The sequence below is a fragment of the Cryobacterium sp. TMT2-17-1 genome (assembly GCF_004402765.1).
GTDB lineage: Bacteria > Actinomycetota > Actinomycetes > Actinomycetales > Microbacteriaceae > Cryobacterium > Cryobacterium sandaracinum.
Genome location: NZ_SOGC01000037.1, coordinates 34,843 through 56,434, shown reverse-complemented (window position 1 = coordinate 56,434; position 21,592 = coordinate 34,843). Strand labels below are relative to the sequence as shown.

Here is a 21,592-nt window from a genome sequence, read left to right as displayed (position 1 = left end):
TCGGGCTGGTGAGGGTCTGGCTGGTGACGGTCGTGCGGGTGGTGCGGCCTAGGGAAGGTCCAGGGCCACGTTGTCGATCAGCCGGGTGTGACCGACCAGCGCGGCGACCAGCATGCGGGCCGGGCCGTGATGCTCGCCCCCGACCGGAAGGAAGGTCCGCGGGTCGACGACAACGAGATAGTCCAGTTTAACCAGCGGCTGCACGTCGATCCGCGCGTGGGCGGCCTGCAGTGCGGCGCCGACCCCCTGGGCGGCGACGGATGCTGCGGCCTCGAGCCCCGCGGACAGCGCCCGGGCGGCGGCGCGCTGCGCCGGTTCGAGCGCGCGGTTGCGGCTGGAGAGGGCGAGGCCGCCGTCTTCGCGCACGATCGGGACGACCTCGATGCGGGTGCGGAAGTTGAGGTCGGCCAGCATCCGTTCGACCAGGAAGACCTGCTGCGCGTCTTTCTGGCCGAACACGGCCACGTCGGGGCCGACGATGTTGAACAGCTTCGCGACCACCGTCAGCATGCCGTCGAAATGCCCGGGGCGCGCAGCGCCCTCGAAGAGGCTGCCGACCGCGCCGGCGACAACCCGGGTGGAAGCGGCGCCGTCCGGGTACATCAGCTGGCTGGTTGGCGCGAATACGAACGGCACGCCCTCCGCGGCCAGAGCCGCGACATCGGCCTCGAGCATGCGCGGGTAGCTGCCGAGATCTTCCCCGACCCCGAATTGCAGCGGGTTGACGAAGATCGACACCACGACGATGTCGCCGAGGCTGCGAGCCCGGCGAACCAGGGTCAGGTGCCCGGCGTGCAGGGCCCCCATGGTCGGGACCAGCACGATGCGTGGTCGCCCGAGCCCGGCCTCGCCGCGCCCGGCGCGCGCGCTCTCGATGCGGCTCTGCGCGTCGGTCAGGCGGCTCCGCAGTTCCTCGATGCTGCCGATGACTGCTGGTTTGGTGAGCACGTTCACTCGTCCTCCGGTGTGTTGCGGTTGTGTCATTCGTCGAAACCGTCCTGGTCGCGGGTGTCGAGCGCGTCCAGCGCGTCGAGCTGGGAGAGGTCGAGACGGTCGGGGCTGGTTCGGGCCAGCGCGTTCTCCATGGCGGACCGCATCAGCGGCGCGATCACCGCTCCGGGGTGCTCGATGCCGATGCCGGCCAGCAGCCCGGTGGCCTGCTCCACGATCGAGGTGGAGAACGCCGTGGCGGTGTCAACGGCCTCGGCATAGGCAGCCCGGTCGGCCTCCGCGACGATCACGGGCTCGCCGCCCATCTCCACGACCAGCGCCTGCCCGATCGGCAGCACTGGCGTGGGCGCCGTCACCGCGAAGTAGCTGTCGGCGAGGCGGGCCAGGTCGATGCTGGTGCCGGTGAAGCTCATGGCCGGGTGGATGGCCAGCGGGATTGCGCCACCGGCCAGCGCCGGGGCCAGCACCGAGGTGCCATACCGGGCCGAGGTGTGCAACACAAGCTGGCCGGCCTGCCAGGTTCCGGCGGCCGCGAGCCCGCTGACGAGGCTCTCGAGCTGGGCGTCGGGCACGGCGATGATGACCAGTTCGCTGCGCTCGACGATCTCGGGAACGGTGAGGATGGGCGCGCCCGGAAGAATCGCCTCGGCCCGGTCGCGGCTGGACTGCGAGATGGCGGAGATCCCGACGATCGCGTGGCCCGCGCCGGCGAGGGCGGCGCCGAGGATGGGGCCGACCCGGCCGGCACCGATGATGCCGATTCCGAGGCGTCCGGGACGCGGCGTCATTCGATGACTCCGTTCGGTTGCTTCCAGGTGGGTTGGGCCGCGGTCGGCTGGTCCTGGATCGGCTGGTTCCAGTGGTGGCTGGTGTCGGACTGGGCCGACGAGATGGCCCCGGAGGCGATCCGGTCGAAGAAAACCAGGGCCTCTGCGGCGGCCACCACCCCGAGGTAGGCGGAGACCGGCCCGGCGACGGTGTGCAGCCGGGCGGAGGCGAGGCGCAGCATCCGAGTCACGGGGCCCTGCGAGATGGCGACGCTCTGCAACCGGGCCAGCGGCACCAGCACCAGCTCCCGCGAGATCACGCCGCGCCGGAGCAGAGCGATGCCGCCCACGACGGTGTAGCCGGTGCGGCGCCACGAGAACGGATGCAGCCAGGCCGCCCGGCACGGCGCGTTCGTGAAGCCGTCGTCGCCGCCCTTCGAGCGGAGGCCCCGTTCGATCAGGGCCTGCTGCTCCGCCGAGTCGAACCCGGGCAGGATCAATTCGAGCACCCGGGCGACGTCGGCGAGCGTGCCCACCGGGAGGGTTGTGGTGTTGGCCTCGCCGGCGGCACCCTGGGTGCTGGAGTGGCCGGCCGTGTTGATGCGCACCTGCCACCAGCCGAACGGGCGCCAGAGCAACGGCTGCGAGACGCCGATCGCGTGGACCCGGCCCGGCGGCAGGGTCTCGTTGCTAGTAGTGAGCAGCCCGAAGCCGACCCGCACGCCGTCGGGGGTGCCGGCGATGCTGTAGCGCAGCGACTTGATGACCCTGGTGAAATAGAAGCTGACGCTGGCGATCAAGGTGGGGATGAAGGCTACGAGCAGCCAGTCGCTGCCGCCGGCGGTCACGCCGACGATCAGGGCGATTCCGGCGAGCACGACGAAAACCGTGAAGCCGCTGAACACGACGGATCCGATCAGCCGCCCGGGCGGAATCCGCACCACCGATTCCGGCGGGGCGGCGTCGGGGTCCAGCTCGGGCGCGAAGAGATCCCGGGCCCGGTCGGCGGCGGCGGTCGCGGGAGAGAGGGGTGACGCGGGAGCGAGACCGAGACGGGAGGTCTGGGCCAGCGCGGCATCCGGGGCGGGAACGACCTGCTGCCGCAGTCCGGACGCGAGGCGAAGGATGTCCCGTCGCAGCTGGTCGGCCAGGGTCGAACCCAGGTAGGCCAGTTGCACATTGGCGTCCTGACCGGCCACGCTGACTTCGAGCTTCGCGGCGCCGATCAGGCGAGGGATGAACGGGCGCACGATGTTGACACCCTGGATGCGGTCGAGGCGGGCCCGGCGGTTGCTGCGGAAGAGCATTCCGCTACGCACCTCGACGACCTCCCCGGTGACCCGGAAGGTGTGCATGCGCCAGGACAGGTAGAAGACCGCCAGGATCAGCACAAGCACGACCGCGACCGCGAGCAGCGCCCAGCCGACGACGCCGCGCTCGAGGATCGCGTCGATCGGGTCGCCGCCGTATCTCGGCACCCCGAAGAAGACGTCGATCAGCCGCTCGCGGAGGTTGGCGATGATGAAGCCGAGCACGGCGACGATGAAGATGCCGCCGCGCAGCAGTGGGCTGGCCGGATGCAGCCGGTGCCATTCCCCGTCGGCGAGCGTGGTCACAGCCCGGCCCGGCGACTCTCGGCCAGCTCCACGAGCCGGTCGCGCAGGCTCTCCGCGTCGGCCTCGGCGAGCCCCGGGATGAGCACCCCCGACGAGGCCGCCGCGGTCACGAATTTGAGGTCGGCCAGACCCAGCCAGCGCGCGATCGGGCCGCGCGTGATATCGACCAGCTGCATCCGCCCGTAAGGGACGGACACGAACCGGGTGAACATGATGCCCCGGCGGAAGAGCAGGTCGTCGCGTCGCAGTTGATAGCCGATGGCCCGCACCCGGCGCGGTTCGAAGGCGACACTGGCCCCGGTGATCAACACGATCGCGCCGATCACGTAGAGCGCCCACTGCACGTCGAGGAGCAGCCACACCGCCGCGGCCATGGCCGTGAGCACCAGTCCGAAGACGATCGTGCCGACCGTCTCCACCACCACATAACGCGGGGAGACGCGCTTCCACTCCTCCACGTCGGGGAGGTCCAGTCCTACAGCCGCGTCAGGCACGCACTTCTCCCTGCTCTTGATCGTCGTCATCGGGGGGAAGCGTGCAGAAGTGCTCGGCCACGAGCCCCAGGGTCAGAAGGATCCCGGCACCTACCGCCGTCCCGATTGCAGGCCATAACGATGTTACCGCCGGCACGACCGAGCGGGTCAGGATGTAGAGCACGATTCCCAGTCCGCCGCCGAGCAGCAGCGCCCCGCTCAGCGCCGACGCCTTCGCCAGCAGCGCCACCCGGATGGCCAGGAACGGGTTGACGTGTTTCCGCACCGTGCCGCGAATGGCCTGACGGATCGGCCAAGCCAGCGCCAGGACGCCGATCCCGATCGCGATCAACGCGATCGGCAGGGTGGCCGGGGGCAGGAACATCGCCGAGCCGCCGGCCGCGGCGGCCAGCTCGAGCAGGAACACGACGACCAGGCCCGCCAGACCCAGGGCGATCAGCGCCGACGGCTGCGTACGTTTCACCGGTTGCCGCCCGCGGACGGCAGTGCGGGGTACCGCTGCACGGTGGTGTTGATCGCGCCGAGCAGCGCGCGCACCGGGCCGCGGCCCGGCAGCACTGCGGCCGGGTCGAGGTCCAACCACGGGGCCAGCACGAAGTCGCGCTCGGCGGCCCGCTGGTGCGGGATGGTCAGGCGCTCGTCGTGCAGCGAGGCCGTTCCGAAGACGATGATATCGATGTCGAGGGTGCGGTCGCCCCAGCGTTCGACCCGCACCCGACCGTGGTCGTTCTCGATGGCGTTCACCGCGTCGAGCAGGGTGTGCGGGTGCCCGGTGTAACGGATGCCGACCACCAGGTTCAGATAGCGCGGTGCCTCGTCGTCGACGCCGCCGACCTTCACCGCGGCGGACTCGTAGACCGGGGAGACGCCGGTCAGCTCGAGCCCGGGCACCTGCTCCAGCGCGTCGATCGCCGCGGTGAGGGTGGCCATGCGGTCGCCGAGATTGCTGCCCAGGGCGAGCAGCGCCGGGGTCGCGTCGGTCATGCGCGCGTCCGCACGATCTGCACCGCGACATCCGTGAACGGTACGGAGATCGGTGCCTGTGGTTTGTGCACCGTCACCTGCACCGTGTCGGCGGCGTCGTGCGCCAGCACCGCAACGGCGATGCGCTCGGCGACGGTTTCGATCAGGTCGACCGGGTTGTGCCGGGCAGCATCCGTCACTTCCACGGCGAGCTCGCCGTAGTGGATGGTCTGCGTCACATCGTCGCTCGCGGCGGCACGCCGCAGGTCGAGCCAAACCGTTACGTCGATGACGAAGTCCTGTCCGTTTTCCCGCTCGAAGTCGTAGACGCCGTGGTGCGCGTTGACCCGCAGGCCGGTGAGCGTGATGGAGTCGCTTCTCATGGTCCCATTCTGGCGGAATCCGCCAGTGCCAGCACATTCAGCGCCGTTCGCGTCGCCGCGACGTCGTGCACGCGCACCGCCCAGGCGCCGGCCTGCGCGGCCAGCACGCTGACCACGGCGGTCGGCAGATCGCGTTCCAGCACGCCCGCGTCGGCCGGGAGCACCCCGGCGAGGAACCGCTTGCGAGAGGCACCGACCATGACCGGGAACCCCAGGTCGGCGAAGGCGTCCAGGTGGGCCAGCAAACGCCAGTTGTGATCGGGCAGCTTCGAGAAGCCGAGCCCTGGGTCGAGCACGATCTTCTCCGGCGGCAGGCCAGCCGCGGTGAGCATGTCGACCCGCGAAACCAGCTCGGCCCGCACCTCGGCGACGACGTCGCCATAGACAGCGAGGTCGTCCATCTTCGGGGCGTGCGCCCGCCAGTGCATGGCGACGTAGGTCAGCCCACTGCGTGCGGCGATGGATGCCATCTGCGGGTCCGCCAGGCCGCCGGAGACGTCGTTGATGATCTGCGCCCCGGCGGCGGCCGCGGCGGCCGCGGTGCTCGAATTGAGGGTGTCGACACTGATCGAAAGCCCCTGCCGGGCGAGTTCGCTGATCACCGGGATCACCCGGGACTGCTCCTCGGCGGGCGCGACCCGGCCGGCGCCGGGGCGCGTGGACTCGCCGCCCACGTCGATCAGGTCGGCTCCCTGGGACTGCAGGTCGAGGGCGTGGATGATCGCGGCATCCGTCGATGCCCACCGGCCGCCGTCGCTGAAGGAATCCGGTGTGACGTTGAGCACCCCCATGATCAGGGTGCGCGGCCGGGTCACCGGCCGGAGCCGATCAGGGCCATGATCTCGGCGCGCTTCACGGGTTCGGCGAGGGACCCGCGGCTGGCCATCGTGACGGTCGAGCTGGCGGTCTGGCGCGAACCGCGGGCGGTCACGCAGCCGTGCACGGCGTCGAGCACGACCAGTACGCCGAGCGGTGCGAGCCCGATTTGGAGCGCCTCGGCGATCTCCTCGGTGAGGCGTTCCTGCATCTGGGGCCGGGCGGCGATCGTGTCGACGACAGCCGGCAGCTTGCCCAGACCCACGACCCGTTCGTTCGGCACGTAGGCAAGGTGGGCGATGCCGAGGAAGGGCAGCAGGTGATGTTCGCAGACGGAGCGGAAGGCGATGTCGCGCAGGAGCACCAGTTCACCCGTGTGCGGGCCCACCGGGATCGTGTCACGCAGGTGGTCGACCGGGTCCACCGCCAGCCCGGCGAAGAGCTCACCGTAGGATTCGGCCACCCGGCGAGGGGTCGCCCTGAGGCCCGGACGGGCGGGATCTTCACCGATTGCGGCGAGGATCTCGGCGACCGCGGCTTCGATCCGAACCCTGTCCACTGCCACCCGGGGGCCTACGCGGTGGCAGGACGAGGGGTACGGGCCGGCGTGCGGGCCGGAGTGCGCGCGGCGGTCTCGCCAGCGGTACTGCCATCGGCGACTCCGCTCTCGATGAGGGCCTTGGGGGTCGGCATCGCGATGGGCGGCAGGTCGGAGACCGGACGCTTGTCACTGGACAGCCACTGCGGCCGCGGGGGCAGCTTGACGACGCCCGTGAAGAGCCCGGACAGCGCGTGCTGGTCGAGCGTCTCGTGCTCGAGCAGCTCGGCGGCCAGTTCATCGAGGATGGCCCGGTTCGTGATCAGCACCTGGTAAGCCTCGTCGTGCGCGTCTTCAAGCAGCTGGCGCACTTCGGCGTCGACGCTTTCGGCGACCCGCTCGGAGTAGTCCCGCTGGTGGCCCATGTCGCGGCCGAGGAAAACCTCACCGGAACCCTGCCCGAGCTTGAGCGGGCCGACAGCCGAGCTCATGCCGAACTCGGTGACCATCTTGCGCGCGGTCGAGGTGGCCTTCTCGATGTCGTTCGAGGCGCCGGTGGTCGGGTCGTGGAAGATGATCTCCTCGGCCACCCGACCGCCCATTGCGTAGGCGAGCTGGTCGAGTAGTTCGTTGCGGGTGACGGAGTAGCGGTCTTCGACCGGCATAACCATCGTGTAGCCGAGGGCGCGGCCGCGGGGCAGGATCGTGATCTTGGTGACCGGGTCGGTGTTGCGCATTGCGGTCGCCACGAGCGCGTGGCCGCCCTCGTGGTACGCGGTGATCAGCTTCTCTTTGTCACGCATGACACGGCTGCGGCGCTGCGGACCGGCCATCACGCGGTCGACTGCCTCGTCGAGGGCGCGGTTGTCGATCAGCTGCGCGTTGGAACGCGCGGTGAGCAGCGCGGCCTCGTTGAGAACGTTGGCCAAATCGGCGCCGGTGAAGCCGGGCGTCTTGCGCGCCAGCACCTCGAGGTCGACGCCGGGAGCCATCGGCTTGCCCTTGGAGTGCACCTCCAGGATGCGCTTGCGACCAAGCATGTCGGGCGCGTCCACGCCGATCTGACGGTCGAAGCGACCGGGGCGTAGCAGCGCCGGGTCGAGGATGTCGGGCCGGTTGGTGGCCGCGATGAGAATGACGTTCGCCTTGACGTCGAAGCCGTCCATCTCGACCAGCAGCTGGTTGAGGGTCTGCTCGCGCTCGTCGTGCCCGCCGCCCATGCCGGCGCCGCGGTGACGGCCAACGGCGTCGATCTCATCGATGAAGATGATGGCCGGGGCGTTTTCCTTGGCCTGCTGGAACAGGTCGCGCACGCGGCTCGCGCCGACGCCGACGAACATTTCCACGAAGTCGGAGCCCGAGATCGCGTAGAACGGCACGTTGGCCTCGCCGGCCACGGCCCGGGCGAGGAGGGTCTTACCGGTTCCGGGAGGGCCGTAGAGCAGAACGCCCTTGGGGATGCGCGCCCCGACGGCCTGGAACTTCGCCGGCTCCTTGAGGAAATCTTTGATCTCCTCGAGCTCCTCGATGGCCTCGTCGGCGCCCGCGACATCCGCGAACGTCACCTGGGGGCTCTCCTTGGATACCAGCTTGGCCTTCGACTTGCCAAACTGCATCACCTTGTTGCCGCCACCCTGCATGCCGGCGAGCATGAACCAGAAGAAAGCGCCGATCAGGAGCAGGGGCAGCATGATGCCGAGCAGCGACAGGATCCAGCTGGACTTCGGCACCTCGTCGGTGAAGCCGTCGGCCGGATTGGCAGTGGTGACGGCCGTGATGACCTCTTCGCCACGCGGGGCGACGTAGTAGAACTGGACCTCGCTACCGAGGTCTTTATCCGCCTTGGTCAGGGTGAGGTCGACGCGCTGCTCGCCGTCGACGATCGTGGCCTCGGAGACCTTCCCGTCTTTCAGGAACTCCAGTCCCTGTTGGGTCGGAATCTCTTTGAATCCCGACATGGTAATGAGACTCGACCCTACCCACACAGCAACAATCGCCAGGAGAATGTAGAGGAGCGGCCCGCGCAGTAGCTTCTTGACGTTCATCGTGGTGACAGGCTACCGTGACCGCGCTGGACGAAGACCGTGTGTTCGCCCAAAGCGCTACCAGGCTCAGCTGTAGATGTGCGGGGCGAGAACGCCCACCGAGCGCAGGTTGCGGTAGCGTTCGTCGAAGTCGAGACCGTAGCCCACGACAAACTGGTTCGGAATGTCGAAACCGAGGTATTTCACGTCGATGTCGACGCGAGCGGCATCCGGCTTGCGCAGCAGGGCGCAGATTTCAACGGATTCCGGGCCGCGAGACTTCAGGTTGGACAGCAGCCACGAGAGCGTCAGACCGGAGTCGATGATGTCCTCGACGATGAGCACGTTGCGGCCGAGCAGGTCGGTGTCGAGATCCTTCAGGATGCGCACGACGCCGCTGGACTGCGTGCCGGACCCGTAGGAGCTGACCGCCATCCAGTCCATCGTGATCGGGTGCACGAGTTCGCGCGCCAGATCGGCCATGACCATGACCGCTCCTTTGAGCACGCCGACCAGCAACAGGTCCCTGCCGGCATAGTCCGCCTCAATCAGGCGGCACAGCTCTGCGAGCCGGGTGCGGATCTGCTCCTCCTCGATCAGAATCTCGGTGAGGTCGCCTTCAATGTCGCGGGGTTCCATGGGAGCGGGAGGGTCCTTTACTCGGGGCGTGTCCAGGCGCGGTCAATATCAGCCAGCCGTCCTGCCGTATAACCCTAACGCCTGGCAGGTCAAGCGGCTTCTGCCCGTGCCAGTCGGTGACCAGGCGCAGCACGGCCATCGTGTGCACGCGTTCCAGGGACACCCCGAACTCCCGTTCGACCGAGAATCGGATGATCCGCTGGCGCACCGCGGGCGGATTCGTCTCGAGCCGGCTCGCGTCCAGCCGGATTCCGGCGCCGTCGGCAGAGTCGCTGAGCGGTTCACTCAGCTGCTCGCTGAGACCACGGGCCAGGTCGTCGAGCGCGCTCGAGTCCTCGCGCAGCTGCCCGGCCGTGCGCACGAGTGCTTCGGCCACGCCGGGCCCCAGCTCCCGCTCGAGTACGGGCAGCACGGTCTGGCGTACCCGCACCCGCTGGAAGCGGGGGTCGTCGTTGTGCGGGTCCTGCCAGGGGTGCAGGCCGGCATCCACGCAGAATTGCCGGGTCCGGGCGCGACGGATGCCCAGCAGCGGCCGCAGAATCGGCCCGCCGACCGGCTTCATTCCCTGCAGGCTTGTGGGGCCCGATCCCCGGGCAAGGCCGAGTAGCACGGTCTCGGCCTGATCGTCGAGTGTGTGCCCGAGGAGGATGTGGCTCGCGCCGGTCTCCCGCCGCGCCTGGTCGAAGGCCGCGTACCGAGCGGTGCGGGCGGAGGCCTCCGGACCGCCGGCATCCGTGCCGTGGTCGACCGTGACCCGAAGAACGAGAACCGGGTCGAGGCCGAGTTCCCGCGCCTGCCCGGCCGCGGCCGCCGCGACGCCGGCCGAGCCGGCCTGCAGGGCGTGGTCGACGATGACCGCCCCGGCGCGCAGGCCCGCGCGCGGCGCCTCGAAAGCGGTGGCTGCGGCCAGGGCGAGCGAGTCGGCTCCCCCGCTGAGGCCGACCAGCACCAGGCCGCCGCCGCGGGCCGGGCCGGCCTCGGTGAGCAGGGTGCGTACATGGCGGCGCACATCGGCGATCGCCGGGGTGAGCCTCGGGCGGCGTGGGGACTCCATCCAGTAACGTTATCGACAGACTGTGAACAAGGGAGAGACCAGGCCATGGCCGCATACGACGCAGTAATCGAAATCCCTCGCGGGAGCCGCAACAAGTACGAAGTCGATCATGAGACCGGGCGGGTGTACCTGGACCGGGTTCTCTACACGAGCTTCGTGTACCCGACCGACTACGGCTTCTTCGAGAACACCCTGGGACTCGACGGCGACCCGGTCGACGTCCTGGTCCTGATCGAGTTTCCCCTTTTCCCAGGGGTCGGCCTGTCGGTTCGCCCGGTTGGCGTGTTCAATATGACGGATGACGGCGGCTCAGACGCAAAGGTCATCGCGGTTCCCGCGGGCGACCCGCGCTGGGACTATATCCAGGACGTCACCGACATCCCGGAGTACACCCGCAAGGAGATCGAGCACTTCTTCGAGCACTACAAGGACCTCGAACCCGGCAAATGGGTCAAGACCGAGGGCTGGGGCGACGCCGCGGAGGCCGACCAGATCGTGCGCGACGGCCTCACGAAACTGGCGGAAGAGGGCCACTAGGACGCGTCTCCTGCAGTCCGGTGAGGATTGTCGGCAGAATCGATTCGTGACTCGTACTGCTGTGAGGGCGGGCGTGAGTGAGGTCGGGCTGCCGGGGCTCGTCCCGGGCCTGGATCACGCGCAGACCAGGGATGATCCCGCCGATGTCCAGCCATACCGGGCCCGCGTACCCGCCGGGATGCAGTCGCCCGGCGGGACATGAACCACCTTGGGCCCGGAGATTGCCGAAGGCAGCGTCAGCACCTCGCCAGTGGCCGGAAGACGACACATCGTTAGCGCCAGCGAAGCCATCACGTTCGCGTCGGCTATCGGCTTCCTGGACCAGGGCGTGATCCTGCACGGCACACAGAAGAACCACACGGTCACCCACAAAAGCATCACCCAATTCGAGATCCTCGGCGACACCGCTGAAGCACTACTGAAACAGCACCAATCCGTTGCGATACTTCCGGACTACCGCGCCCACAAGGCACCATCCCGCGCCGCAGCCATCCGAGCACTGTGCGAGAAAATGGCCCAGCGTCTCTCAACCGAGTGTCCGGCCTCCCGGGCGCCCGGGTTTGGCCACGTCGACGTCGAACACGGCCTGCCCTGCTCCTTCTGCGGATCGGCAACCCAGGCCATCACAGCCGATATCCACGGTTGCGGCCGGTGCACTCACCAGATCCGACCACCACGAAATCACGCACTGGCAGCCCCAGAATGGTGCGACTACTGCAACCCGTGAAGTGGCGACCCCACACGTGCTGCCGCCTCGTTCGTCCCCGCGCTCTTCGAGCGGCGACGCCGGGTTGCCACACCCGCAAGCTGTGGCGCGGACTTGCCACTCGCCACGACAAACCCGCCCTCACTTACCGGGGCGGAGCTGTCCTGAGCGCCATCGTGGTGTGGTGACACGAATTCGCAGACACGCCCCGGATGCCCGCGCACCCGACAACCCGGTGATCCGTTTCGCCGGTCAGCCGGGTCGTCCCACGTAGGGAGCCACGTCGCCCGCAGACCAGATGCCGTGGATGCGCACGGGCGAGGACGGGTTCGGAGCCTCGAGGATTTTGCCGCCGCCCACGTAGATAGCCACATGGTAGTAGTCGCCACCCCCGCCCCAGAACACGAGGTCGCCGCGCTGAACTTGATTGAAGGGCACCAGGCGACCCTCGTTGGCCATGGTGCGGTACTGGTTGGTGGCCGAGTGCGAGCCAATGTAGATGCCCGCCGCCGCGTAGGCGGCCTTGGTCAGCCCCGAGCAGTCCCAGACGTTCAGCCCGGAGCCGCCGAGCACGTAGCGGTCGCCGAGCTGCTGGGTGGCGAATGACAGCGCCGTGTCGACCGCTCCGGCGCTCGGGGCCCGGGCCGCCGTGGTCGGAGCCGCCGGGGCCGGAGTCGCAGGAGCCGCAGGAGCTGCCGGGGCCGGAGCCGCAGGAGCTGCCGCGGCAGCGGGCTGTGCCGCCTGGGCCGGGGTGACCGGCCGTGAAGCGGGCTGCTGTGCTGCGGGCTGGGCCGCCGGCTGCCGGGGCGTGCTCTTGCCGCCCGCGGCCTTCTGGGCGTCGGCTGCGGTCTTTTGGGCGGCCGCCGCCTGCGCCCGGGCGAGGGCCGCCGTCGCCGCCTCGGCATCTTGACCGGCTTGGTAGGCGCGTTCGGCCTCGGCCGTGGTGTCCTTCAACAGGGCCAGCTGCGCGAACAGCTCAGTGGAGCGCCGCTGCTCGGTCTCGTAGGCCGTCTCGGCGGCCTGCGCGGCCACATTCGCCGCCTCGTACCTGGCCAGCGATTCCGCGCTGAGCCGGGTGCGTTCCTCGGCAGCGGATGCCGCCTGCTTCCCGAGCGACTCGGAGGTGTTCTTATCCTGCAGTGCTTCGCGGTAGATCGTGTCCGACTGCTCACTCAGCTTGCTCGCGGTGCCGAGCCGTCCAAGCAACTCATCGGAGTTGTCGCCGTTGAGAAACAGGCTCAGCGACAGATCCTGGGCGCCGGTCTTCGCCAGGTGGGCTGCGATCAGGCCAGCCCGCAGCTTCGAGGTCGCGGCACGGGCCTCCGCCGTCTGGGCCTGCCTCGCCAGGCTCGCTTCACGGGCCGTGGCCGCTTCGAGGTCGTCCAGCGCGACCCGGTAGGCCTCCGCCACGATCAGCGAGGCTTTGGTGGCCGCCGCCGCCGAGATCTGCAGGCCCTGGAGCAGCTCGGTAATCGATTCGATCTCGGCCTGCTTGGTGGCCTCGCTGAGCTTGGCCTTCGCCACGTCGTCCCAACTGGGGTAGCCGGGCACGGCGAACGCCGCCGGCGCCGCGACGCCCACGGATGCCGAGACAGCTCCGAGGGCGACCGCCGCGAACAGACGGGAGGGCTTCTTGCGCCACCCCCGTCGGTCGGTGTCCCTAGCCAAGGGAAGCGCCCCGGTCCGACATGAACGGAACCGGGTTGATCTGGCTGCCGTTGGTGCGCACCTCGAAGTGGAGGTGGCAGCCGCTGGCCGCACCGGTCTCCCCAACGCTGGCGATGTTCTCCCCCGCGGAGACGCTCTCGCCGTTGGAGACGAAGATGCCGCCCGAGCGGATGTGGGCATACCCGGTGGAGATGCCGTTGGCGTGCTGGATCAAAACGAAGTTGCCGTAGGTTCCGTAGAGACCGGCGTAGACGACGGTGCCGCTGCTGGCCGCGTAGATTCCCGAGCCGCAGCCGGCGCCGAGGTCCGTGCCGCTGTGGAAGCCCTTGCTGCAGCCCTCGTTGCCGCAGATCTGCGCACGCGGGCCGTAGCCGTCCGTGATGCGCCCGCCGGATGGAACCGCCCAGCCACCGCCGCCGACTGAGCCGCCGGAGCTGCCGGAGCTGCTGGACGAGCCTCCCCCGTTGCTCGGCCTCGCGGCCGCTGCAGCTGCGGCCGCTGCGGCCGCCCGCGCGCTGGCCGCAGCGCGCTCGACGCGCACCCGTTCCGCTTCGATGGCGGCCAGTCGCGCCCGCTCGGCCACTCCGGCCTCGTAGCCGGCCGACGTAGTGGCCTGCGCATCCTGCATGAACGCCAGCTGGGCGTCGAGTTCGACTCTCTTCGCCTCCGACTCGGCCAGGGCACTGGCGGCCGCCTGCGCGGCGGCCTGCGCAGCGACGAGCGCTTCCTCGGCCGCGATGCGAAGCTTCTCGCGCTCGGCTTGGGCGACCTTGGCCTGGTCACCCAGAGACTCGGCCACGTTGGTGGCGGTCTGCGCCTGCTCGTAGACGCTGCTGCTGCGTTCGACGAGCTTACTCATGCTGCCCAGCTTGGACAGGAGCGCATCGGCGTCTTCGCCGCGCCCCTCGCCGTCGAGAAAGAGGTTCACGCTCAGGTCGGTGCCGCCGGTGCGGTAGAGCTGGGCGGCAAGTTGGCCGGCCTGGCGAGTCGCGGTCGCCGCCACCGCGGAGCTCGCGGCGGACTGCGCCTCGAGGTCGGCGGCGCGCCGGCTGGCCTCGTCGAACTTCTCTTGCGCCGCCTGCAGTTCCGCTCCGCGGGCCTCGGATTCGGCTTGGGTCTGCTCCACCTGGGTCTGCAGGTCGGCGATCAGACCCTGGATCTGGCTGACCTGCGCCGAGGCGGCGGCCGTGTTGGACTTGGCGTTCTGCACGTCCTGCCACGTTGGATAGTCGATGGCCTGGGCCGGGCCGGCCGGACCGATGAGGGAAACAAAGAGGGAGAGCGCAGCGACGAAACCGGTCGCCAGGCTGACACGGTGGCGGCGACTGCGCCTGCTGCCCGCGGATCCGTCACCCCCCTTTTCCGCTCGTGCTTCCCGGCTGAAGAGAACTGCCGTGCGCTTCATTACTCCCCGATCGGGCTCGTTACACACATCTGCTACTGCTTGAGACCGGCTCAGAGTAACAACAACAGGGTAAAAACACCCCCCTTGAATCTAGCGGCCCGTCAACCGAAACCTGGGAAATTCACGGGCTCAATGCCTGCGACACCCCCGGAAGGAACACTTTTTGCTCTCGATTTGAGATTCCCGGGCGGTAGACCGTATGCTTATGCGTCGGAAGCCATGAGGTTTATGGCGTCTCGGCCCCATCGTTTAGCGGCCTAGGACGGCGCCCTTTCACGGCGTTAACACGGGTTCGAATCCCGTTGGGGCTACGCATCCTGCAGGTCTGGGATGTGCAAGAATAAGCAAGTACGAAAACAGCTAGACAAAGTTCGACTCTCGTTAGATCTTCTTACGAGGCCCTGTAGCGCAGTTGGTTAGCGCGCCGCCCTGTCACGGCGGAGGTCGCCGGTTCAAGTCCGGTCAGGGTCGCACAGGCAACAAGCCCTTTCGACAGAGAGGGTTTTTTTCCTTGAAGCGGCTTCTCGAAGCCACTTCTGGCCCTGTAGCTCAGTTGGTAGAGCGTTCGACTGAAAATCGAAAGGTCACCGGATCGACGCCGGTCGGGGCCACTGAAGGTCATTCCCAGGCTTCTACTGGGGTGGCCTTCTTTTTTTTTTGCCTCGCAGCCCGGTATCCGTAGGCCGCCCGGGGAAGACTCCGGCTCGCAGCGCGTTCACCTCCCGAACCAAGCCCCCCCCCCCGAAGAGGTCCTAGTAGCTCGCGTCCAAACGGGGGTACATTCCGTGCTGTGACTCGCTGAGAAAACGTCAGATTGTTCGCAGATGTCGTGCGAGGATTCCCGGCAGCGGCGCACGCGGCAGCCACCGCGGCAGCACTTCTCCGACCTGTAACCCGAACTGCAGGGAATCACCGTGAATACGCTTCTTTGTCGTCGATTCCTCCGCCCCCCCGCGGAGCACCCGACCCTTTTCCTGCCACCCGAGGGGCCGTGATGGGAGTCGCGGCGTCGGCCGAGATCGATCCAAGCGCCGTGATCGGCCCCGGTTGCACGATCCGCCCGCTCGTGCAGGTGCGCGAATACGCGCGGCTCGGCCCCGAGTGCGTTCTCGCCCGCGGCGCCTATATCGGACCCGGCGTCGTGGTTGGGCGGCACTGTACGATCCAGGACTACGCGGTCATCTACGAGCCTTCCCTATTGGAGGACGGGGTTTTCGTGGGCGCCGCGGCGGTCTTCACCAATGACACGCATCCTCGGGCCGTGAATCCCGACGGAACGCTCAGGACCACCGACGACCGCGACCTCGTGGGGGTGACCGTGCGTACCGGCGCGTCGATCGGCGCCCACGCGGTCTGCATCGCCCCGCTCACGATCGGACGGTGGGCCATGGTGGCAGCCGGTGCGGTCGTCACCGAGAATGTCCCCGACTACGCCCTAGTGGTCGGCGTGCCGGCTCGGCGCACCGGCTGGGTCGGACGCAGCGGCCTGCCCCTGCGGGCCGAGGGAGACAACCGCTTTGTGTGTCCGGTCACCGGCGAAGATTACACCGAACACGACGGCATACTCACGCGCAACTGACCCGCCCGCTCTACAGCACCGCGTCGGCCGGCGCGAACGTGTCGCAGCTACCGGCGCCGTCGTCGAAGCCGGTCTGGAACCACCGCTGGCGCTGTTCGCTGGAGCCGTGGGTCCAGGCCTCCGGGTTGACCTGGCCCTGCATGGACTCCTGGATGCGGTCGTCGCCGATTGCGGATGCCGCACTGAGCGCATCTTGAATCTGTGCCAAGGTGATGGGCTTCAGGAAGGGCACTCCGCCGGTGTCGCGGGTGTCGGAGGCGGCCCCGGCCCAGGCGCCAGCGAAACAATCGGCCTGAAGTTCGACGCGCACCGCGTTGGAGCCGGCCCCGGTCTGTCCATCCTGGGAGGCTGCGAGGGTTCCATCGAGATTCTGGATGTGGTGGCCCCATTCGTGCGCCACGACGTACATTTCGGCGAGCGGGCCGCCCGACGAGCCAAAGCGGGTGCGCAGGTCGCCGAAGAACGCGGTGTCGATGTAGATGGTCGCATCCGGCGGGCAGTAGAACGGCCCGGTGGCGCTGGTGGCCCCGCCGCACCCGGTTCCGACGCTGTCGGTGAACAGCGCAACCGGCGGCCGCTGGTATTCGGCTCCGCGGGCGGGCAGTTCCTCAGCCTAGAATACGTCGAGGGACGCCGCCGCGCCCTTGATCCGGCACTCGACGTCCTCGTTCGCCTGGGCGCCGGTCGTGCACTCGGGCAGATTCGACACGCTGCCGCTGTCGACGGGCTGCGTGCCGCCGCCGGCCAGGCCACTCAGGTCGACACCCAGGAGCTGTGAGAGCAGAAAGAGGGCGATCGCACCCACGCCGCCGCCCACTGCGATTCCCGCGGTGCGGCCCCTTTTGCTGACCCGGCCGCCGCCGATGTTCGCGTTGTCGTTGAATGTCATGAGAAAAAGCTACCCGTCGAAGTGGTCCGCTGCCGCGATGATGGCGTCCGGGTTGTCGAGCTCGCTAATGGAACATTAGGTGCCCTGCGCACGATGTGCCCGCCCACCGAGATGAGTGAGCTCCGCCCGTCCCCCATTCGGGGTCCGAGCCGACTTGGGCGTTCGGGGGTATGGTCAGCTCGCAAGCAGTTGAAGATTTATCACTTGTTTGTTTGGTCGGGTTGTCTCGTTCCCTAGACAGGCTTTCCCGGGCGAATCCCATCCCGCTCTGTACACCCGAAATGCAGAGGATTCACGTGAAGACGTCCGCGACGTGTCGACCTATTCGTCGACCAATATTCACCGGCCCCACCCAGGCCGAGCGCCGAGCGCTCCACCGCCCCTTGCTGGCGGGGTGAGCAGACGGTGACGGACCCTCAACCGCGCCTGCCCTTCGCGGGGCGCCTTCCCACCGCCCAGCCGAAGCTCGCCCTGGTGCCGGCACCGGCGCTGAAGAACCCAGTCAGCGTCGACGCGAAGTCGTCCGGCCTGGTCTGGGCCAAACAGTTTCGGATGAAACTCTTGATGAGCGACGTGGGCATCGTCACGACCGCGGTCGCGACGGCCCTGATCGTCAGGTTCGGCGGTGAGGGTGCCCAAGCATCCGTCGGCGGATATCGGGCCGACTACTGGTTGGTCGCCCTGCTCATCATGCTCAGCTGGATCGCGACCCTGGGGGTCTTCCACACTCGGGACTCCCGCGTCATCGGGATCGGGGCCACCGAGTACAAACAGGTGATCAACGCGAGCGCGATCACGTTTGGCCTCCTCGCAATCGGTTTCCTGGCATTCCAGGTCGACGTCGCACGCGGCTTCTTCGTGCTCGCACTCCCCCTCGGCATGTGCGGCCTTGTGCTGGAACGCTGGCTCTGGCGCCGGTGGTTGCTGCGCCAGAGGCTTTTCGGCCACTACCTCGCGCGAGTCATCGTGGTCGGAAATCGAGCCGACGTCGAATACGTGGTCGGCCAGATTGAGAATGCCGGCGCCACCTACTACGTGGTGGGGGTGGCACTCGCGAGCGACTCGAAGTCCCCGGTGAAAACCGAAAGCCGAACGATTCCGGTGGTTTCCGACCCGGCACACGTCGCCATCGCGGCCGCCGATCTTGCCGTCGATACCGTGATCGTCGCCGGCCAGCCCAGCTGGGGGAGCGAGTACATCCGCACCCTCGGCTGGCAGTTGGAGGGGACATCCGCAGACCTGGTGCTGTCCAACCAACTCACGGATGTCGCCGGTCCGCGCATCCATTTCCGGCCGGTCGAAGGCTTGCCCCTGATCCACGTTGAGATCCCACAATTCGAGGGGACAAAGCACGTCCTCAAACGCTTCCTGGACATCGGCGTGTCCGGGATCGCACTCCTTGTCTTCTGGCCGCTCCTGGTGGCCATCGCGATTGCGGTGAAGCTCGACTCCCCGGGTCCCGTCCTCTTCCGCCAGGAGCGGTGCGGGCGCAATGAGCGCACCTTTCAAATGGTCAAATTCCGCTCCATGGTGCAGACGGCCGAGGACGACCTGGCAGGCCTGCTCGATCAAAACGAGGCATCCGGAGCGCTCTTCAAGATTCGCAATGATCCGCGCATCACCCGGGTGGGACGTGTGCTCCGCAAGTACTCGCTCGACGAGCTTCCCCAGCTCTGGAACATCCTGGTCGGGAACATGAGCCTCGTGGGCCCGCGACCGCCGCTTCCGGTGGAGGTCGAAGCCTACGAGATCCACGTGCACCGGCGTCTATATATCAAGCCGGGTCTGACGGGGATGTGGCAGATCAACGGCCGGTCGAATCTGAGCTGGGAGGACAGCGTGCGGCTCGACCTCTACTACGTCGAGAACTGGTCGCTGGCCGGTGACCTGATCATCATCTGGCGCACCTTCAAAACCGTCATGCGCCCGGTGGGTGCGTACTGATGAAGAATGCGAAAAACCGATCAACGGAGGAATCACCGTGACAAGGACAGTCGGCTACGCTGGCGGGGCTTTCGACCTCTTCCACATCGGTCACCTCAACATCCTTAGAAACGCGAAGAGCCAATGCGACTATTTGATCGCCGGCGTGATGTCTGACGAGATGCTCCTGGTGACCAAGGGTTCACTACCCGTCGTGCCGTTGGCCGAGAGGCTTGAGATCGTTCGCCACATCGCCTTTGTCAATGAAGCGGTAGCTGAAATCGCCGACAACAAGATGGATACCTGGCGCTCTCTTCGCTTTGACGTCTATTTCAAAGGCGACGACTGGAAGGGCACCGAGAAAGGTCGCCGTCTTGAGCGCCAATTCGCCGAGGTGGGCGTAGAAGTCATCTTTTTCCCGTACACCATCTCGACCTCGAGCACGGCCCTTCGCCTTGCGCTGACGGCCATGTCCACCAATGCGCCCGACAACCAACCGGTTCATGACTTCAGCAACAGCGAGCGATAGGACAACCATGATTCCGAAACGGGCACTCATCACCGGTGTAACCGGCCAGGACGGCTCCTACCTGGCCGAGTTCCTCCTGTCGATGGGCTACGAGGTGCACGGACTCAAACGCCGCTCATCGCAGCTCAACACACAGCGAATCGATCACATTTATCAGGATCCGCACGAGCGCAACGCGCGCTTCTTCCTCCATTTCGGGGATCTCTCCGACTCATCGAACCTCACCCGCATCATTCAGGAGGTGCAGCCGGACGAGATCTACAACCTGGGTGCACAATCCCATGTGGCCGTGAGCTTCGAAATGCCCGAATACACCGCTGACATCGATGCCCTAGGCACCCTGCGCCTGCTTGAGGCGGTGCGATTGCTGGGAATGACGGACCGGGTGAGGTTCTACCAGGCCTCGACATCTGAACTGTACGGACTGGTCAGGGAGACACCCCAGAGTGAGATCACGCCCTTCCATCCCCGTTCTCCGTATGCGGTCGCCAAGCTGTACGCCTACTGGATGACCGTGAATTACCGAGAGTCTTACGGGATGTACGCCTGCAACGGGATTCTTTTCAATCACGAATCCCCGCGTCGCGGTGAGACGTTCGTGACTAGGAAAATCACTCGGGCCCTCGCTAACATCGCCCAGGGTCTCGAGTCCGGCCTGTTCCTCGGAAACCTAAACTCTCTCCGCGACTGGGGCCATGCACGCGACTACGTTCGGCTCCAATGGATGATGCTCCAGCAGGACGCACCGGAAGACTTCGTGATCGCCACGGGAGTCCAATATTCTGTGCGCGAATTCGTCGAATGGTCGGCGAGCGAGCTCGGCATCACCTTGAGATTCGAGGGTGAGGGCCTGAATGAGATCGGCATCGTCGACAGCGTCGTCGGAGAACTCTCCCCTGCCGTTCGCCCGGGAGACGTCATCGTGCGAGTCGATCCCCGGTACTTCAGGCCAGCCGAAGTCGACACTCTGCTCGGCGACTCGACACGCGCGCGCCTGAAGCTGGGCTGGCTGCCGGAGATCAGCGTGCGGGAGATGTGCGCGGAGATGGTCGCCTCCGACCTGATGATCGCGCAGAAAACCGCCCTCCTGAAAAGTCACGGTTTTCCCTCCCTCGTGTCCCTGGAAAGCTGGTGAACCGCAACACCGGCGCTGCTGTCTACGTCGCGGGACACAACGGGATGGTGGGCTCGGCGATCGTGCGCAGACTCACGTCGTTGGGTTACGTCAACATCGTGACCGCGAGTCATTCGGAACTCGACCTCGTCGACCAGCGAGCCGTTCGGGCCTTCTTCGAGGGCAATCACATCGATCAGGCCTATCTCGCTGCCGCGAAAGTCGGCGGGATTGAAGCCAACGACTCCTCGCCGGCGGATTTCATCTACGACAACCTCCTGATCGAGGCCAACATCATCAAGTCCGCGCACGACTTCGGCGTTCCGAGGCTCCTATTCCTCGGCTCGTCCTGCATCTATCCCAAGTTTGCCCACCAACCGATGGCCGAAGACGCGCTCCTGACCGGCACGCTCGAAGCCACCAACGAACCGTACGCCATCGCCAAGATCGCCGGAATCAAACTGTGCGAGAGCTTCAATCGCCAGTACGGGCGGGACTACCGAAGCGTGATGCCCACGAATCTCTATGGTCCCGGAGACAACTATCACGCATCCTTCAGCCATGTCATCCCCGGTTTACTCAGGCGTTTCCACGACGCACGAGAAGGCGGGGAGGATAAGGTCGTCATCTGGGGCAGCGGCAGCCCGCGACGGGAATTCCTTCATGTAGACGATATGGCGGCGGCCAGCGTGCACATCATGGAACTGGACCGGGAGGTGTACCAGGCCAGCACTACGCCGATGCTGTCGCACGTCAACGTCGGGACCGGCTCTGACTGCAGCATCAACGACCTGGCATCGGCGGTCGCCAAAGTCACCCGCTTCACCGGCCGTCTGACCTTCGACAACAGCAAGCCCGATGGTGCTCCTCGCAAGTTGATGGACGTTACCCGCATCCAGGCGCTGGGCTGGAAGCCGACGATCGATCTCGAGGACGGCCTCGAAGACGCTTACGCCTGGTTTGTTTCCCATCAAGCAGATTTTCGCGGGCGGTGAGC

General features: G+C 67.2%; 23 protein-coding genes and 3 tRNA genes. 10 read left to right on the top strand and 16 right to left on the bottom strand.

Annotation, left to right across the window (positions count from 1 at the left end):
• Positions 1 to 48 precede the first annotated feature (48 nt).
• The 12 genes from panC to tilS form a co-directional block, all read right to left on the bottom strand.
• Entirely contained in the window at positions 49 to 948 is a 900-nt protein-coding gene (panC, locus tag E3O47_RS10140; RefSeq protein WP_233191489.1) for a pantoate--beta-alanine ligase, read from the bottom strand.
• A 32-nt stretch (positions 949 to 980) separates the two neighbouring features.
• Complete coding sequence (locus E3O47_RS10135) at positions 981 to 1,739, bottom strand: Rossmann-like and DUF2520 domain-containing protein (RefSeq protein WP_104102442.1); 759 nt, start codon at positions 1,737 to 1,739, stop codon at positions 981 to 983.
• Complete coding sequence (locus E3O47_RS10130) at positions 1,736 to 3,334, bottom strand: PH domain-containing protein (RefSeq protein ID WP_134420407.1); 1,599 nt, start codon at positions 3,332 to 3,334, stop codon at positions 1,736 to 1,738. Before E3O47_RS10130 ends, E3O47_RS10135 begins: the two co-directional genes overlap by 4 nt.
• Positions 3,331 to 3,828 (bottom strand): PH domain-containing protein, encoded by a 498-nt coding sequence (locus E3O47_RS10125; RefSeq protein WP_233191491.1) that lies wholly within the window; start codon positions 3,826 to 3,828, stop codon positions 3,331 to 3,333. The genes E3O47_RS10130 and E3O47_RS10125 overlap by 4 nt, the downstream gene beginning before the upstream one ends.
• Positions 3,821 to 4,291 (bottom strand): DUF3180 domain-containing protein, encoded by a 471-nt coding sequence (locus E3O47_RS10120; RefSeq protein ID WP_104102450.1) that lies wholly within the window; start codon positions 4,289 to 4,291, stop codon positions 3,821 to 3,823. The genes E3O47_RS10125 and E3O47_RS10120 overlap by 8 nt, the downstream gene beginning before the upstream one ends.
• Positions 4,288 to 4,812: a 2-amino-4-hydroxy-6-hydroxymethyldihydropteridine diphosphokinase gene (gene folK / locus E3O47_RS10115; RefSeq protein ID WP_104102453.1), complete on the bottom strand. Its 525-nt coding sequence runs from the start codon at positions 4,810 to 4,812 to the stop codon at positions 4,288 to 4,290. Before folK ends, E3O47_RS10120 begins: the two co-directional genes overlap by 4 nt.
• A complete protein-coding gene (gene folB, locus E3O47_RS10110) occupies positions 4,809 to 5,174 on the bottom strand; it encodes a dihydroneopterin aldolase (RefSeq protein ID WP_104102455.1) in 366 nt (121 codons plus the stop codon). Before folB ends, folK begins: the two co-directional genes overlap by 4 nt.
• The gene (folP, locus tag E3O47_RS10105) at positions 5,171 to 5,965 is read right to left on the bottom strand and encodes a dihydropteroate synthase (RefSeq protein WP_104102712.1); all 795 of its coding nucleotides are present in this window, start codon (positions 5,963 to 5,965) and stop codon (positions 5,171 to 5,173) included. Before folP ends, folB begins: the two co-directional genes overlap by 4 nt.
• A 20-nt stretch (positions 5,966 to 5,985) precedes the next feature.
• Entirely contained in the window at positions 5,986 to 6,555 is a 570-nt protein-coding gene (gene folE / locus E3O47_RS10100; protein ID WP_134343455.1) for a GTP cyclohydrolase I FolE, read from the bottom strand.
• Between the two features lie 8 nt (positions 6,556 to 6,563).
• Positions 6,564 to 8,573, bottom strand: coding sequence for an ATP-dependent zinc metalloprotease FtsH (ftsH, locus tag E3O47_RS10095; RefSeq protein WP_134401787.1), 2,010 nt, complete (start codon positions 8,571 to 8,573; stop codon positions 6,564 to 6,566).
• Between the two features lie 66 nt (positions 8,574 to 8,639).
• A complete protein-coding gene (gene hpt, locus E3O47_RS10090) occupies positions 8,640 to 9,191 on the bottom strand; it encodes a hypoxanthine phosphoribosyltransferase (RefSeq protein ID WP_104102464.1) in 552 nt (183 codons plus the stop codon).
• The gene (gene tilS / locus E3O47_RS10085; protein ID WP_134420405.1) at positions 9,172 to 10,245 is read right to left on the bottom strand and encodes a tRNA lysidine(34) synthetase TilS; all 1,074 of its coding nucleotides are present in this window, start codon (positions 10,243 to 10,245) and stop codon (positions 9,172 to 9,174) included. Before tilS ends, hpt begins: the two co-directional genes overlap by 20 nt.
• 45 nt (positions 10,246 to 10,290) lie before the next feature.
• On the opposite strand from tilS, the gene E3O47_RS10080 reads away from it, so the two are divergent.
• Both E3O47_RS10080 and E3O47_RS10075 read left to right on the top strand, forming a co-directional pair.
• Entirely contained in the window at positions 10,291 to 10,782 is a 492-nt protein-coding gene (locus E3O47_RS10080; protein ID WP_104102469.1) for an inorganic diphosphatase, read from the top strand.
• 208 nt (positions 10,783 to 10,990) lie between these two features.
• Positions 10,991 to 11,509: a DUF6671 family protein gene (locus tag E3O47_RS10075; protein WP_134420403.1), complete on the top strand. Its 519-nt coding sequence runs from the start codon at positions 10,991 to 10,993 to the stop codon at positions 11,507 to 11,509.
• A gap of 231 nt (positions 11,510 to 11,740) precedes the next feature.
• Here the strand turns inward: E3O47_RS10075 and E3O47_RS10065 are convergent, their stop codons facing one another.
• Together E3O47_RS10065 and E3O47_RS10060 are read right to left on the bottom strand one after the other, a co-directional pair.
• The gene (locus tag E3O47_RS10065; RefSeq protein WP_134420401.1) at positions 11,741 to 13,156 is read right to left on the bottom strand and encodes an NlpC/P60 family protein; all 1,416 of its coding nucleotides are present in this window, start codon (positions 13,154 to 13,156) and stop codon (positions 11,741 to 11,743) included.
• Entirely contained in the window at positions 13,149 to 14,561 is a 1,413-nt protein-coding gene (locus E3O47_RS10060) for a M23 family metallopeptidase (RefSeq protein ID WP_134372744.1), read from the bottom strand. The genes E3O47_RS10065 and E3O47_RS10060 overlap by 8 nt, the downstream gene beginning before the upstream one ends.
• Positions 14,562 to 14,799: 238 nt before the next feature.
• Here E3O47_RS10060 and E3O47_RS10055 point away from each other — a divergent pair.
• The 4 genes from E3O47_RS10055 (at position 14,800) to E3O47_RS10040 (ending at position 16,140) form a co-directional block, all read left to right on the top strand.
• A tRNA-Glu gene (locus E3O47_RS10055) sits at positions 14,800 to 14,872 on the top strand.
• 86 nt (positions 14,873 to 14,958) lie between these two features.
• Positions 14,959 to 15,032 (top strand) — tRNA-Asp (locus E3O47_RS10050).
• Between the two features lie 67 nt (positions 15,033 to 15,099).
• Positions 15,100 to 15,172, top strand: a tRNA-Phe gene (locus E3O47_RS10045).
• A gap of 383 nt (positions 15,173 to 15,555) precedes the next feature.
• Positions 15,556 to 16,140, top strand: coding sequence for an acyltransferase (locus E3O47_RS10040; RefSeq protein ID WP_134420399.1), 585 nt, complete (start codon positions 15,556 to 15,558; stop codon positions 16,138 to 16,140).
• 10 nt (positions 16,141 to 16,150) lie between these two features.
• On the opposite strand, the gene E3O47_RS10035 is transcribed toward E3O47_RS10040, so the two are convergent.
• Positions 16,151 to 16,744: a neutral zinc metallopeptidase gene (locus tag E3O47_RS10035; protein ID WP_347232587.1), complete on the bottom strand. Its 594-nt coding sequence runs from the start codon at positions 16,742 to 16,744 to the stop codon at positions 16,151 to 16,153.
• Between the two features lie 9 nt (positions 16,745 to 16,753).
• Entirely contained in the window at positions 16,754 to 17,029 is a 276-nt protein-coding gene (locus E3O47_RS16875) for a hypothetical protein (protein WP_134415621.1), read from the bottom strand.
• A 405-nt stretch (positions 17,030 to 17,434) separates the two neighbouring features.
• On the opposite strand from E3O47_RS16875, the gene E3O47_RS10030 reads away from it, so the two are divergent.
• Genes E3O47_RS10030 through E3O47_RS10015 form a run of 4 tightly spaced genes read left to right on the top strand, consistent with a single transcriptional unit; the run spans position 17,435 to position 21,590 of the window.
• Complete coding sequence (locus tag E3O47_RS10030) at positions 17,435 to 18,973, top strand: sugar transferase (protein ID WP_241986166.1); 1,539 nt, start codon at positions 17,435 to 17,437, stop codon at positions 18,971 to 18,973.
• Between the two features lie 37 nt (positions 18,974 to 19,010).
• Positions 19,011 to 19,481, top strand: coding sequence for an adenylyltransferase/cytidyltransferase family protein (locus tag E3O47_RS10025; RefSeq protein ID WP_104102482.1), 471 nt, complete (start codon positions 19,011 to 19,013; stop codon positions 19,479 to 19,481).
• Positions 19,482 to 19,491: 10 nt separating this feature from the next.
• Positions 19,492 to 20,616, top strand: coding sequence for a GDP-mannose 4,6-dehydratase (gmd, locus tag E3O47_RS10020; RefSeq protein WP_241976914.1), 1,125 nt, complete (start codon positions 19,492 to 19,494; stop codon positions 20,614 to 20,616).
• Positions 20,613 to 21,590: a GDP-L-fucose synthase gene (locus tag E3O47_RS10015; protein WP_104102488.1), complete on the top strand. Its 978-nt coding sequence runs from the start codon at positions 20,613 to 20,615 to the stop codon at positions 21,588 to 21,590. Before gmd ends, E3O47_RS10015 begins: the two co-directional genes overlap by 4 nt.
• The last annotated feature ends 2 nt before the right edge of the window (positions 21,591 to 21,592 follow it).